Origin of the sequence: Bradyrhizobium sp. HKCCYLRH3099, from assembly GCF_051167855.1 — a bacterium.
In the GTDB taxonomy this organism is placed as follows: Bacteria; Pseudomonadota; Alphaproteobacteria; order Rhizobiales; family Xanthobacteraceae; genus Bradyrhizobium.
This window is the reverse complement of the sequence record NZ_JBNPTW010000001.1, coordinates 883,644-897,837: the sequence shown is the minus strand read 5'-3', so window position 1 is coordinate 897,837 and position 14,194 is coordinate 883,644. Positions and strand designations below refer to the sequence as shown.

Annotated in this window: 7 protein-coding genes; all 7 read left to right on the top strand. The window is 65.7% G+C overall.

Going from position 1 to position 14,194, the window contains the following annotated elements:
* Positions 1-104 precede the first annotated feature (104 nt).
* The 7 genes from ACQR1Y_RS04180 to ACQR1Y_RS04150 all read left to right on the top strand — a co-directional run bounded on the left by ACQR1Y_RS04180 (position 105) and on the right by ACQR1Y_RS04150 (position 14,179).
* Positions 105-2,129 carry a methyl-accepting chemotaxis protein gene (locus ACQR1Y_RS04180; protein WP_434875306.1) on the top strand — a complete coding sequence of 675 codons (2,025 nt, stop codon included), beginning with the start codon at positions 105-107 and terminating at the stop codon, positions 2,127-2,129.
* Positions 2,130-2,387: 258 nt separating this feature from the next.
* On the top strand, positions 2,388-4,412 hold the full coding sequence (locus ACQR1Y_RS04175) for a methyl-accepting chemotaxis protein (protein ID WP_434875605.1): 2,025 nt from the start codon (positions 2,388-2,390) through the stop codon (positions 4,410-4,412).
* A gap of 272 nt (positions 4,413-4,684) precedes the next feature.
* Positions 4,685-6,391, top strand: coding sequence for a methyl-accepting chemotaxis protein (locus ACQR1Y_RS04170; protein ID WP_434875606.1), 1,707 nt, complete (start codon positions 4,685-4,687; stop codon positions 6,389-6,391).
* A 297-nt stretch (positions 6,392-6,688) separates the two neighbouring features.
* Entirely contained in the window at positions 6,689-8,395 is a 1,707-nt protein-coding gene (locus ACQR1Y_RS04165; protein WP_434875307.1) for a methyl-accepting chemotaxis protein, read from the top strand.
* A gap of 237 nt (positions 8,396-8,632) precedes the next feature.
* The gene (locus ACQR1Y_RS04160) at positions 8,633-10,309 is read left to right on the top strand and encodes a methyl-accepting chemotaxis protein (protein ID WP_434875607.1); all 1,677 of its coding nucleotides are present in this window, start codon (positions 8,633-8,635) and stop codon (positions 10,307-10,309) included.
* 229 nt (positions 10,310-10,538) lie between these two features.
* Positions 10,539-12,215, top strand: coding sequence for a methyl-accepting chemotaxis protein (locus ACQR1Y_RS04155; protein ID WP_434875308.1), 1,677 nt, complete (start codon positions 10,539-10,541; stop codon positions 12,213-12,215).
* A gap of 272 nt (positions 12,216-12,487) precedes the next feature.
* Positions 12,488-14,179 (top strand): methyl-accepting chemotaxis protein, encoded by a 1,692-nt coding sequence (locus tag ACQR1Y_RS04150; RefSeq protein WP_434875309.1) that lies wholly within the window; start codon positions 12,488-12,490, stop codon positions 14,177-14,179.
* Positions 14,180-14,194: the final 15 nt, after the last annotated feature.

Genomic DNA, 14,194 nt, shown 5'->3' with positions numbered 1-14,194 from the left:
CCCTACACGCGAGTTCCAATTTGCCAATGTTAAACTTGTGCACATTGGCGCGGCGTCCTCGCTCTCGACCAGGTTTCGGCAGCGCCTCAGCGGAAAAGCGAACAATGAAGTTCAATCGCATCGGATATAAGCTGGGGCTCGCCGGTCTGGCCGGCATGCTGCTGGCGATCGCGGCCCTGGTCAATCAGCAGATGTCGCAGAGCGTGGTTGATGAGGCCACCCGAAATTCGGACCGTCAGCTCGCGATCCGCAAGCTCGCTTTGACGGCGGATGCCGAACTGCGCAGCCTGCAACTCGCCAATCGCGGCGTGCGGCTGGCGCGCAGCACGGCCGAGGTCGACAAGCTCCTCGACGAGGAGAACAAGATCGAGGCGCGCATGAGGGCCGACCTCCAGTCTGCGCAGACCACGGCCCTCCGTCCGGCCAGCAAGGAGCGCTTCGGCAAGATCCTGACCCTTGCAGGCGACTACAAGAAGGGCGCCGATGAGATCGTCCGCATGCAGAAGGATCTCATCGCGACCAACGCGCTGCGCGACACGCAGGCGGCCGAGTGGATCAAGCAGTTCGATCTGCTGATCAAGCTGCCCGCGCTGAAGGAGGCCGCCGATGCAACGGCGGTCGAGCGCGACCTGCATGAGCTCAACGGTGTGGGCACCGCGATCCGCACCAATGCCTGGCGCTATCTGGCCACGGGCGACGTGAAGTCGAAGGACGGCATGATCGCCCGCGCCAAGGAGCTCGATCAGAGCTTCGTCCAGATCACCGCAAGGGTGCCGCCGGCGGTGAAGCCGGAAATCGAGAAGCTGCGCGTCGATCTCAAGGCCTACATTGAGTCGTCGACCAAGGCAGCCTCGCTCGAAGAAGCCAAGACGAAGCTGCTGACTGAGAAGATGTTCCCGGTTGCCGACGAGGCCGGCAAGCTGATGACCGAGGCCGTTCAGGCCGCCGACAAGTTCTCGAAGGAAGCGAAGGAGCAGGCGCAGGCGGCGGAGGAGAGCGCGTCGCGCATCAACCTCGCGCTCTCGGTGGTCCTCGTGCTCGTGCTCGTCGGCTCCGTGACGTTCGGCTTCCTCGGCATCTCCCGTCCGATCGTCGCGCTCAACGGCGCGCTCGGCCGTATGGCGTCCGGCGATCTCGACATCCAGATTCCCGGCGCCAGCCGCGGCGACGAGGTCGGCGACATGGCCAAGAACGTCGTCGTCATCCGCGAGAATGCCGAGGCCAAGGCGCGCGCCGAGGCCGAGCAGAAGGCGCAGGCGGACGCGATCGCCGCGGAGCAGCGCAAGCGCGACATGCACAATCTGGCTGACTCGTTCGAACGCTCCGTCGGCCAGATCATCGAGACCGTCTCCTCGGCCTCGACCGAGCTGGAGGCGTCCGCGGGCTCGCTGACCCATACTGCCGAACGCTCGCAGCAGATGGCCGTGACCGTGGCGGCGGCCTCCGAGGAGGCGTCGACCAACGTCCAGTCGGTGGCTTCGGCGACCGAGGAGCTGTCGTCCTCGGTCAACGAGATCAGCCGTCAGGTACAGGAATCGGCCCGCATGGCCACCGAGGCCGTCAGCCAGGCGCGCCAGACCAATGACAAGGTCAGCGAGCTGTCGAAGGCGGCGGCGCGGATCGGCGACGTCGTCGAGCTGATCAACACCATCGCCGGACAAACCAACCTGCTCGCGCTCAACGCGACCATCGAGGCGGCGCGCGCCGGCGAGGCCGGCAAGGGCTTCGCCGTCGTCGCCACCGAGGTGAAGGCGCTGGCCGAGCAGACCTCCAAGGCGACCGGCGAGATCGGTCAGCAGATCTCTAGCATCCAGGCGGCGACGCAGGAGTCGGTCAACGCCATCCGGACGATCTCGGGCACCATCGAGCGGCTGTCGGAGATCTCGTCGACGATCGCGGCCGCGGTCGAAGAGCAGGGCGCGGCGACGCAGGAGATCTCCCGCAACGTCCAGCAGGCCGCGCAGGGCACCCAGCAGGTCTCGTCCAACATCACCGAAGTGCAGCGCGGCGCCAGCGAGACCGGCACCGCCTCCTCGCAGGTGCTGTCGGCGGCGCAGACGCTGTCGACCGACAGCAACCGTCTGAAGCTCGAAGTCGGCCGCTTCCTGCAGACGGTGCGGGCCGCGTAAGCCAGCCGGCTTCGTCACGGCACTCGAGATCCAAGCGGCCGCAGGCGAAAGCCTGCGGCCGCCGTCGTTTGGCGGCGAGCGAGCTAGGGTCCTGGATGCCTTGCGCGCCGGTCGCTCGGGCTGTCCGCAATTCTACGGACCCCTTACTTAAGTCTTTCTAGAACTCTGAATTCGAAATTAGTTCCCGACGGGAACATTTTTTCTGCGGACGGAAACGGACGTTCCAGCCTCAGAGTTCAGAAGGCAGTTGACCACATGATGAAGCTCAATCGCATCGGCTATAAATTGGGGGCGGCCGGACTTGCCGGCGTTCTCCTGTCCATCGGCATGTTGTTCAATCAGCAATCGGGGCAGGGCGCGGTCGAAGCGGCGATCAAGGCGGCCGAGACGCAGAATACGATCCGCAAGAACGTGCTGATGACGGATGCGGATCTGCGCAATCTGCAGCTTGCGAACCGCGGCGTGCGCATGTCGAAGACCGCCGCCGAGGTCGACGGCTTTCTGAACGAGGAGCAGCAGGCCGTCGCCAAGATCGGCAAGAATCTCGACACAGCCATCGCGCTCGCGCAACGGCCGGAAAACAAGGAGAGGCTCGGCAAGATCAAGTCTCGTGTGCTGGACTACATGCAGGCCGCCGAGGACTTGGCCCGGTTGCAGAAGCTGATTCTCTCGATGCAGGAGACCCGCAACGTCGTCTCCGGCGATTGGCGCAAGCAGATCGATGCGCTGCTCGGATCTGCCGCGGTGAAGAACGCCGCGGAGGGGGCCGAGATCGAGAAACATGTCTATGCCGCCGACTCCGCGATGACCTCGGTGCGCGCCGCGGCGTGGCGCTTTGCAGCCACCGGCGAGCCCGCGCTCAAGGATGAGATCACCAAGCGTTTGAAGATGGCCGGCGACGAATTGGCGTCGGTGTCTCCGAAGCTGCCGGCATCGGCTCAGGCCGATATCGAAAGGCTGCGCGGTCTGCTCAAGAGCTATGGCGACTCGGTGGCGCAGACGGTCGCCGCGGAGGAAAACAAGAACAAGAGCGTGCTGGAAAAGGCGCGCCCGGCCGCTGCCGAAGCGACCAAGCTAATGGTCGAGGCCATCGCGTCGGCCGAGAAGCTCGCCGCCGAAGCCAAATCCTCGGCCGACACGGAGCTCGAAAGCGCGGGCCGGCTGGCGCTGCTGCTGTCCGGCGTGATGCTGCTCGTGCTGGCAGGCTCGGTCGCCTTCGGCTTCCTGGGCGTGGCCCGCCCGATCACGCGCCTCGACGGCGCGCTCGGCCGGATGGCCTCGGGCGACATCAATATCAGCATTCCCGGCTCTAACCGCGGCGACGAGATCGGCGACATGGCCAAGAACGTTGTCGTGATCCGCGAGAATGCCGAAGCCAAGGCACGCGAGGAGGCCGAAGCCAAGGCCATCGCCGACCACAAGGCGGCCGAGCAGCGCAAGCGCGACATGTATCAGCTCGCCGATGCCTTCGAGGCGTCGGTCGGCCAGATCATCGGCACGGTGTCATCCGCCTCGAATGAGCTCGAAGCTTCGGCGAAGACGTTGACCTCGACAGCCGAGCGCTCGCAGCAGCTCGCCATCACCGTGGCCTCGGCGTCGGAGGAAGCGTCCACCAACGTGGCGTCGGTGGCGTCCGCGACCGAGGAGCTGTCGTCCTCCGTCACCGAGATCAGCCGCCAGGTGCAGGAATCCGCGCGCATGGCGGTCGGCGCCGTCGAGGAGGCGCGTCGCACCAACGAGCAGGTCAGCGAGCTGTCCAAGGCCGCCGCGCGCATCGGCGATGTCGTCGAGCTGATCAACACCATCGCCGGCCAGACCAACCTGCTGGCGCTCAACGCCACCATCGAGGCGGCGCGCGCGGGCGAAGCGGGCCGCGGCTTTGCGGTCGTCGCCACCGAGGTGAAGGCGCTGGCGGAGCAGACCTCGAAGGCCACCGGCGAGATCGGTCAGCAGATCGCCGGCATCCAGGCCGCGACCCAGGAATCGGTCAACGCGATCCGGGCGATCTCCGGCACGATCGAGAAGCTGTCGGAAATCTCGTCGGCCATCGCGGCGGCGGTCGAGGAGCAGGGCGCGGCGACGCAGGAGATTGCGCGCAACGTGCAGCAGGCGGCAGCCGGCACCGAGCAGGTTTCGTCCAACATCACCGACGTGCAGCGCGGCGCGACCGAGACAGGATCAGCCTCCTCGCAGGTGCTGTCCGCGGCGCAGATGCTGTCCGGTGACAGCAACCGCCTCAAGACGGAAGTCGAGCGCTTCCTGGGGACGGTGCGGGCGGCTTGATCAAAGCGCGCCTGCGATGATGCGAAGGGCGTGGCCACTGGCCGCGCCCTTTTTATTTTGAGCCGAGCTCGTAGCGGACCGCTGCTCCGGCGCGACACGTGTGGCTCCTCTGGAGCTCCGTATTCTCCCGGAGGGAGTCCTACGGATCACAGTTAATACAATCGTCGTGGTGATCGAGAGACATTGACCGGGTTCCGCCAATGATGCCGGTGAGCGCTTTTCTTGCGGCTAGACAGCCGTTGCAGCGACTCATGGCTCTGATGAGGTCTTCGATGTCGCTGTTGTCCCGCTTTCGCGTTCTCACCAAGATTCTTGCCATCGTCGTGTTGATGGCGGCCGTCGCCGGCATCATCAGCTGGTTCGCCATCAGCGCGCTGGAGAACGTTGCCGAAGGCGCTGCCGCAATGAAATCCGCGGCTAATCGCGCCCTGATGGCCGCGCGCGTCAACCAGAACGTGGTTGCATTGAATCGCGCTGAATTCCGCGCGGCGCTCGATCCCCGCTCGGAGAACCGCGAGGCGGCACTCAAGGCCGTAGAGGAGCAGCGCAAGCTGTTCGTCGAGCGCCTCGATGAGGTCGCCAAGACCAAGGACGATCAGGCGCGCGCGATGATCCCCGACGTCCGCGTACTGTACGACGAATACGTCAAGAGCATGGAGGAGACCTTCCGCGTCGTCACCGCAGCCAAGGACATGCAGCTCAACGAGCAGACCGAGAGAATGCGCGATGCCGCGATGAAGAGCCGCGCCAATTCCGAGAAGCTGCAATTCAAGGTCGCCGAGGTCGCCAACCGGTTGAATGCGCGCGTCGAGAATCTCGCCAAGGCGGCCGAGGAGGAGTACGAGAAGACCGCGCGCATGCTGGTCACGGTGGCGCTCGTCGGCATCGCGCTCGGCCTGACGCTGGGTTTCGTCATCGGTCAATACGGCATTGCCAAGCCGATGCGGGCGCTGGTCGCCGTGCTGCAGCGCATGGCCAAGGGCGAAGAGGTTGCAATCTCCGGCGAGGGACGCGGCGACGAGATCGGTGAGACCGCCCAGGCTGTCAACGAGATCAAGATCATGCTGGCCGAGAAGGCGAAGCAGGAGGCCGAGGCCAAGGTCGCCATGGACAAGATGATGGCCGAGAAGCGCCGCGCCGAGATGCACCAGATGGCCAACGGCTTCGAGCAGGCCGTCGGCCAGATCGTCGACACCGTCTCGCATGCCTCGACCGAGCTCGAAGCGTCAGCGACCTCGCTGAGCTCGACGGCGTCGCGCTCGCAGACGCTGGCGACCACCGTCGCCGCCGCATCCGAGGAAGCCTCGACCAACGTTCAGTCGGTTGCGTCCGCGACCGAGGAGATGTCATCCTCCGTCAGCGAAATCAGTCGCCAGGTGCAGGAATCCGCGCGCATCGCGAGCGATGCCGTCGATCAGGCGCGCCGCACCAATGAGCGGGTCGGCGAATTGTCGAAGGCGGCAACGCGCATCGGCGACGTCGTCGAGCTGATCAATACGATCGCCGGCCAGACCAATCTGCTGGCACTCAACGCCACCATCGAGGCGGCGCGCGCCGGCGAAGCCGGCCGCGGCTTCGCGGTTGTCGCTTCCGAAGTGAAGGCGCTCGCCGAACAGACGGCCAAGGCCACCGGCGAGATCGGCCAGCAGATCGGCAGCATCCAGGCGGCGACCCAGGAGTCTGTCGGTGCCATCAGGGAGATTTCCGGCACCATCGAGAAGCTGTCTGAAATCTCCTCGGCCATCGCCGCGGCGGTCGAGGAGCAGGGTGCTGCAACGCAGGAGATCTCGCGCAACATCCAGCAGGCCGCGATCGGCACGCAGCAGGTGTCGGCGAACATCGCCGAGGTCAGGCGCGGGGCCGGCGACACCGGCTCGGCCTCGTCGCAAGTGCTGTCGGCCGCGCAGATGCTGTCGAGCGACAGCAATCGTCTGAAGCTCGAGGTCGGCCGCTTCCTGGAGACGGTGCGCGCCGCCTGATCGCCAGGACATCGGCATTCCTTCAACGAAGGGCGTGGCCACCGGCGACGCCCTTCGTTCTTCGAGCAGCTTGCGAGTACCGCCCAGGCGGACGCCCATCGAGCGTCGTTCGCCCCCCCCCCCACCCCCGCGGTTTCCCGGACGGAATTCTACGGCGCGCAATTTTAATCAATTTACGGTGCGCGCGACATCAGACTGGCTCGGTTCCACATCCGCCGATGGTGCCGGATAGACGCGTGTTGGCACGGTTCGACCGTTCCTCGTCTGCCGCATCAGAAAGCTCCGACGAGGTCATCGATGTCGCTCCTGTCTCGCTTTCGCGTGCTCACCAAGATCCTCGCTATCGTCGTGCTGATGGCCGCCGTGGCCGGCACGATCAGCTGGTTCGCCATCGACGCGCTGGCGACAGTGGCGGAAGGCGCAGTGGCGATGAAGGCGGCAGCCAACCGCGCGCTGCTGGCCGCACGCGTCAATCAGAACGTCATCGCCTTGAACCGCGCCGAATTCCGTGCCGCGATCGACCCGCGCAATGAGAACCGCGAAGCCGCGCTGAAGGTCGTCGAGGAGCAGCGCAAGCTGTTCGCCGAGCGCCTCGACGAGGTCGCCAAGACAAAGGACGATCAGGCCCGCGCCATGATCCCCGATGTCCGCGCGCTCTACGAGGAGTACGTCAAGGGCATGGAGGAGACGTTCCGCGTCATCACCGCCGCCAAGGACATGCAGCTCAACGAGCAGACCGAAAAGATGCGCGACGCTGCGATGAAGAGCCGCGCCAATTCCGAGAAGCTGCAATTCAAGATCCGCGATGTGGCGGACCGCCTGAACGCACGCGTCGACAATCTCGCCAAGGCGGCTGACGAGCAGTATCAGCAGACCTCGCGCATGCTGATCATCGTCGCGGGTCTCGGCATCGTGATGGGCCTCGTGCTCGGCTTCGTCATCGGGCAGTACGGCATCGCCAGGCCGATGCGGGCGCTGGTCGCCGTGCTGCAGCGCATGGCCAAGGGCGAGGATGTCGCGATCTCCGGCGAGGGGCGCGGCGACGAGATCGGCGAGACCGCGCAGGCCGTGAATGCGATCAAGGTCATGTTGGCCGAGAAGGCGAAGCAGGAGGCCGAAGCCAAGATCGCGATGGACAAGATGATGGCCGAGAAGCGCCGCGCCGAGATGCACCAGATGGCCGATGGCTTCGAGCAGGCGGTCGGGCAGATCGTCGGCACCGTGTCGCATGCCTCGACTGAACTGGAAGCCTCGGCGACTTCACTGAGTTCGACCGCGGCGCGCTCGCAGACGCTGGCGACGACGGTCGCTGCCGCGTCGGAGGAAGCCTCGACCAACGTGCAATCGGTCGCGTCGGCCACGGAGGAGATGGCCTCTTCCGTCAGCGAGATCAGCCGGCAGGTACAGGAATCCGCACGCATGGCGAGCGATGCCGTCGAGCAGGCGCGCCGCACCAACGATCGCGTCGGAGAACTGTCGAAAGCGGCAAGCCGTATCGGCGACGTCGTCGAGCTGATCAACGCCATCGCCGGACAGACGAACCTCTTGGCGCTCAATGCCACCATCGAAGCGGCGCGCGCCGGCGAGGCGGGACGCGGCTTCGCGGTCGTCGCCTCCGAGGTCAAGGCGCTCGCCGAGCAGACTGCGAAAGCAACCGGCGAGATCGGCCAGCAGATCGGCAGCATCCAGTCGGCGACTCAGGAGTCCGTCGGCGCCATCCGGGAAATCTCCGGCACCATCGAAAGGCTGTCGGAGATTTCCTCGGCGATCGCCGCCGCTGTCGAAGAGCAGGGTGCCGCAACCCAGGAGATCTCGCGCAATATCCAGCAGGCGTCGATCGGCACCCAGCAGGTGTCGTCGAACATCGCCGAGGTGCAGCGCGGCGCCAGCGAGACCGGTACGGCCTCGTCGCAGGTGCTCTCGGCAGCGCAGATGCTGTCCGGCGACAGCAACCGGCTGAAGGTCGAGGTCGATCGCTTCCTCGATACGGTACGCGCGGCCTGATCGCCGCGCGTCCTTGGTACTGGCTCGGCGCGCGGCCGTGAGGTCGCGCGCGGCTCTGCACCTCCGTGGGCCTAAAGGCCGGTTAATTCGGTTCCATACCGGGCAACTACGATCCCGAATGTTAATGATCGTTTTAATGCCTTCTGGCCAATTGTTCGTAGTTCCCAGTCAACCGTCGCTGCCTGCCCACCGCAGGGGCTTCTACCGCCTTAGAGGACTCGTATGCTCTCGTTTCTGATGAACATGAAGACGTCGCGCAAGCTCGGCGCGGGCTTCCTCCTGACGATCATCGTCTCGGTCGTCGCCAGCTTCATCACCTGGCAGAACCTGAGCACGCTGGCGCAGAACAACGCCTGGACCGTTCACACCTATCAGGTCATCGACCAGACCAAGGCGCTGGTCTCCGCGATGGTCGACGCCGAAACCGGCGTGCGCGGCTTCCTGGTCGGCGGCACCGACAATTTCCTCGAGCCCTACAAGAACTCCGACGCCGCCTTCAAGAAGGCGCTGACCGAGGTAAAGCAGCTGACCTCCGACAATCCGGCGCAAGGACGCCGCTTCGACGAGATCGCGAAGGCCGCCGCTGGCTGGCGCCAGGACGTGGCCGAGAAAGAAATCGCGCTGATGCGCAATCCGCAGACGGTGCAGGAGGCGCGCAACCTCGAGGCCTCCGGCGCCGGCAAGAAGTACATGGACGGCCTGCGCGCCCTGGTGAAGGAGGTCATCGACGCCGAAGCCTCGCTGCTGCAGACGCGCGCCGACGCAGCCGACGCCGCTCTGGCCTCGTCGAAGACGGCGATCATGACCGGCGGCATCGTCATGGCTCTGATCGCGGTGCTCTCGCTGCTCGTGATGAATTCAGCCGTGACGCGCGGCATCACCAGCATGACCGCGGCGATGGGACGGCTGGCCAACAATGATCTCAGCGTCGAGATTCCCTATTCCGATCGCCGCGACGAAGTGGGCGAGATGGCCCGGGCCGTGCAGATCTTCAAGGACAACGCGATCCGCGTCCAGGCGCTCGAGGCCGAGCAGAAGGAGACCGAGCGTCGGCAGGCCGAGAACCGCCGCCGCGACATGATGGATCTCGCCGGCCGCTTCGAGCAGACCGTCGGCGACATCGTCAATGCCGTGTCCACCGCGTCGGGCCGGCTGGAAGGCTCCGCCAACACGCTGCGCCGCTCCGCTGAGCGGTCTCAGGAGCTGGCCACCACGGTGAGCTCGGCCTCGGAGCTCGCGTCGAGCAACGTGCAGTCGGTCGCTTCCGCGACCGAGGAGCTGTCCTCGTCGGTCACTGAAATCAGCCGCCAGGTGCAGGAATCCGCACGCATGGCCAATGAAGCCGTGAGCCAGGCGCGGCGCACCAACGAGCAGGTCAGCGAACTGTCCAAGGCCGCCGCGCGGATCGGCGACGTGGTCGAGCTGATCAACACCATCGCCGGCCAGACCAACCTGCTGGCGCTCAACGCCACCATCGAGGCGGCGCGCGCCGGCGAGGCCGGCCGCGGCTTCGCGGTCGTCGCCACCGAGGTCAAGGCGCTGGCCGAGCAGACCTCCAAGGCGACCGGCGAGATCGGCCAGCAGATCTCCGGCATCCAGAGCGCCACTCAGGAGTCGGTCGGCGCCATCAAGGAAATCTCCGGCACCATCGAGCGGCTGTCGGAGATCGCCTCGACCATCGCCGCCGCTGTCGAGGAGCAGGGCGCCGCGACCCAGGAGATTTCGCGCAATGTCCAGCATGCCTCGCAGGGCACCAAGGACGTCTCGACCAACATCATCGAGGTGCAACGCGGCGCCAGCGACACCGGGTCGGCCTCGTCGGAGGTGCTGACCGCGGCGCAGGCGCTGTCGTCCGACAGCAACCGGCTGAAGTCCGAGGTGAGCCGCTTCCTCGACACCGTGCGCGCCGCCTAAGCTCAACTCCCAACTTTCGACAGCAGGGCGTGGCCGCAAGGCCGCGCCCTTTTGCTGTTTGCCGGCAGCTCGCCGGCCCCGACCCATGCGCTCATCGCAGAGGACCCGTGATTTAGCGGGCGTGCCGGGCGATCTTTAACCTACATTAATTCCAAATCGGAGAATGTTCGCACCGTTACAACTTTTTGTTCATCGATATGGAACCTATAACGTGCTCAGCAATCTTCGCATGGTTTTCAAGGTCGGTCTGATCGCTCTTTTGATGGGCGCGGCGATGATCGGCCTGGTCAGCTACATGTCCAGCCAGATGTCGGCCATCGACTTGGCCTATACTGACGTCGTGAAGCGCGTCGATGCTTCAACGGTGCTGCTGGTGCGCACCAGCCGCCGCGCCGAGACCTATCGCGCATCGGCCTTCGAGTTGCTCACGGAGACCACCCCGGCCGGCAATGCGCGCCTGCTCAAGGCGTCGCAGGAGACCGCGAAGCAGGTCGTGGATGCGCTGACGAAGCTGAAGACCGATCTGCCGGAGAAGGCGGCGGGGATCGGCAAGACGGCCGACCTGTTCAACAAGGCGTTCGCCGCATGCGGCCCGGGAATTCAGGCGGCGGCCGCCGCCGATACATTGGAGCTCAACGCCAAGGCCGCCGAGAAGCTGCGCGGCGAATGCAGCGCCGATCTGAAGATCGCCGTCGATCAGGTCCTCGAAGTCGCCCGCGAGGCGATCGAGTTCTCGGAAGCCAAGGCGCGCGAGCAGCATGACAGCGTGATCGCGGGCACGCGTACCACGCTGATCATGGCGGTCATCGCGACCATCCTGGCGATCGGCGCGGCGCTCGCAGCCGGCGTGTTCGGGATTGCCCGGCCGATGCAGGCGCTCGCCGAGGTGCTGCAGCAGATGGCGCGTGGCGAGTCGCCGGCGATGGTCGGCCTCGCGCGCAAGGACGAGATCGGCGACACCGCGCGCGCCGTCGAGGGCGTCGGCAAGATGCTCGCCGAAAAGGCCCGCCTGGAGGCCGAGGCCAAGGTCGAGCAGGATAAGAAGGCCGCGCAGCAGCGCCGGGCCGACATGCAGAGGCTGGCCGACAGCTTCGAGGCTGCCGTCGGCGAGATCATCGAGACGGTCTCGTCGGCATCGACCCAGCTCGAATCCTCCGCCACGTCGCTGTCGTCGAGCGCGGGCCGTTCCAGGCAACTGGCCACCACGGTCGCAGCCGCCTCCGAGGAAGCCTCCACCAACGTGCAGTCGGTGGCGTCGGCGACCGAGCAGCTGTCGTCGTCGGTGACCGAGATCAGCCGCCAGGTGCAACAGTCGGCGCGGATGGCGGGCGAGGCCGTTGGTCAGGCCCGCTCGACCACCGATCGCGTCGGCGAGCTGTCGAAGGCCGCGACCCGCATCGGCGATGTCGTCGAACTGATCAACACCATCGCCGGCCAGACCAACCTGCTGGCGCTCAATGCCACCATCGAAGCGGCACGCGCCGGCGAGGCCGGTCGCGGCTTTGCCGTGGTCGCTTCCGAGGTGAAGGCGCTTGCCGAGCAGACCGCCAAGGCCACCGGCGAGATCGGTCAGCAGATCGGCAGCATTCAGTCGGCCACCCAGGACTCCGTCAGCGCCATTCGCGAGATCTCCGTCACGATCGAGCGGCTGTCGGAAATCTCATCGACCATTGCGGCCGCCGTGGAAGAGCAGGGCGCGGCGACCCAGGAAATCGCCCGCAACGTGCAGCAGGCCGCGGCCGGCACCGGCGAAGTGTCTTCCAACGTCGTCGAGGTGCAGCGTGGCGCGACCGAGACCGGCAGTGCCTCGTCGCAGGTGCTCTCGGCGGCGAAGTCGCTGTCGGCCGATAGCAGCCGTCTCAAGCTCGAGGTCTCACGCTTCCTGCAAACCGTTCGCGCTGCGTGATCGCGAAGCGAGTCCGCACGGATCCGTCACGTCGGGAACGGCGGCAGCACCCTGGTTGCCGCCGTTTTTCGTGGATCGCGGTTCAGGAGGGACAAGCAAACGACACAACCTGTGCATTTGGATCAAAAGCTCCGTAGTTGCCCGGTTGTGCCACTTTATTCTGAGTTAATCAAAGACAGGGACAATTGTCCCATAGCGACCCGAATTATTAGTCATGCCAGCGCCGGTGTGACCCTCTCGGCCATCATCGTCGATTGAAAGCCCCATCCGCCATGCGTAAGAACTTGCCTGTCACCAACGTCGAGTATCCGATTTCCGATGACACCCTGATCGTGTCGAAGACCGACACCAAGGGCAAGCTGACGTTCTTCAACGAGGATTTCGTCAAGGCCGCCGGCTTCACCGAGGCCGAGCTGATGGGCCAGCCGCACAACATCGTGCGTCATCCCGACATGCCGCCGGAGGCGTTCGACAATCTCTGGAGCACGCTGAAGGCTCGCCGTCCCTGGGTCGGCGCGGTCAAGAACCGGCGCAAGAACGGCGACTATTATTGGGTGCTGGCGACGGCGTCGCCGATCTGCAAGGACGGCCAGGTGGTCGGCTATACGTCGGTCCGGACCAAGCTGCCGGCCGATCAGCGCGCCGAGGCCGAGCAGGTCTATGCGGCAATCCGCGAGAAGAAGCCGCACAATTATCGGATCGATGACGGCGTTGTCCGCCGCCGCTCGATGTTCGATCACCTCGCGATGTTCACTGGCACGATCGCGTCGCGGCTGCGGACCCTGGTCGGTCTGCAGACGGTGTTCCTCGTCGTGCTCGGCGCGATTTCGTTCGGCGAGGGCGGACTCGGCGGCATGAGCGCCGCTGCGATCGCTGCGGCCGGCGTCGTGCTGTGCGGTTTTATCGGCATGCGCACGATGAACGTGATCACCGGCCCGCTCGATCATCTCAACGAGACCATGGAGAGCATCACGCAGGGCAAGCTCGACACCCGCATGCGCATCGATCGCGACGACGAGATCGGCCGTGCCCTGCGCAATCTGCAGACGGTTCAGACCATGGTTCGCTTCAACGCCCGCGAGCTGAAGGAGCAGGAACAGCGCGCCACGGTGCAGCGAAAGCAGGAGATGGCGAACCTCGCTGAAAGCTTCGAAGGCGCCATCGGCAACATCGTCGAGACCGTCTCGTCAGCCTCGAGCGAGCTGGAAAGCTCGGCGAACTCGCTGTCGGGGACCGCGATGCGCGGGCAGGAGCTGTCGACCACGGTCGCTGCGGCCTCCGAGGAAGCGTCGGCGAACGTCCAGGCGGTCGCGTCGGCGACCGAGGAGCTGACCTCGTCGGTGAAGGAGATCAGCCGTCAGGTGCAGGAGTCCGCGCGCATCGCCTCCGACGCCGTCGAGCAGGCGCGCCGCACCAATGACCGCGTCGGCGAACTGTCGAAGGCCGCGACCCGCATCGGCGACGTCGTCGAACTCATCAACACCATCGCCGGCCAGACCAATCTGCTGGCGCTCAACGCGACCATCGAGGCCGCGCGCGCCGGCGAGGCCGGCCGCGGCTTCGCCGTCGTCGCCTCCGAGGTCAAGGCGCTGGCCGAGCAGACCGCCAAGGCCACCGGCGAGATCGGCCAGCAGATTTCCGGCATTCAGGGCGCGACCCAGGAATCGGTCAGCGCCATCAGGGAGATTTCGTCCACGATCGAACGGCTGTCGGAGATTGCCGCGACCGTGGCGGCCGCGGTCGAGGAGCAGGGCGCAGCCACCGCGGAGATCTCGCGCAACATCCAGCATGCCGCCACGGGCACGCAGGAGGTCTCCTCCAACATCACCCAGGTGCAGCGCGGCGCCACCGAGACCGGCGACACGTCGAACCAGGTCCTGACCGCGGCGCGCCAGCTCTCCGGCGACAGCCATAAGCTCAAGCAGGAAGTCAGTCGCTTCCTACAGTCGGTGCGGGCCGCCTGATGTGGTGGCAGGGGC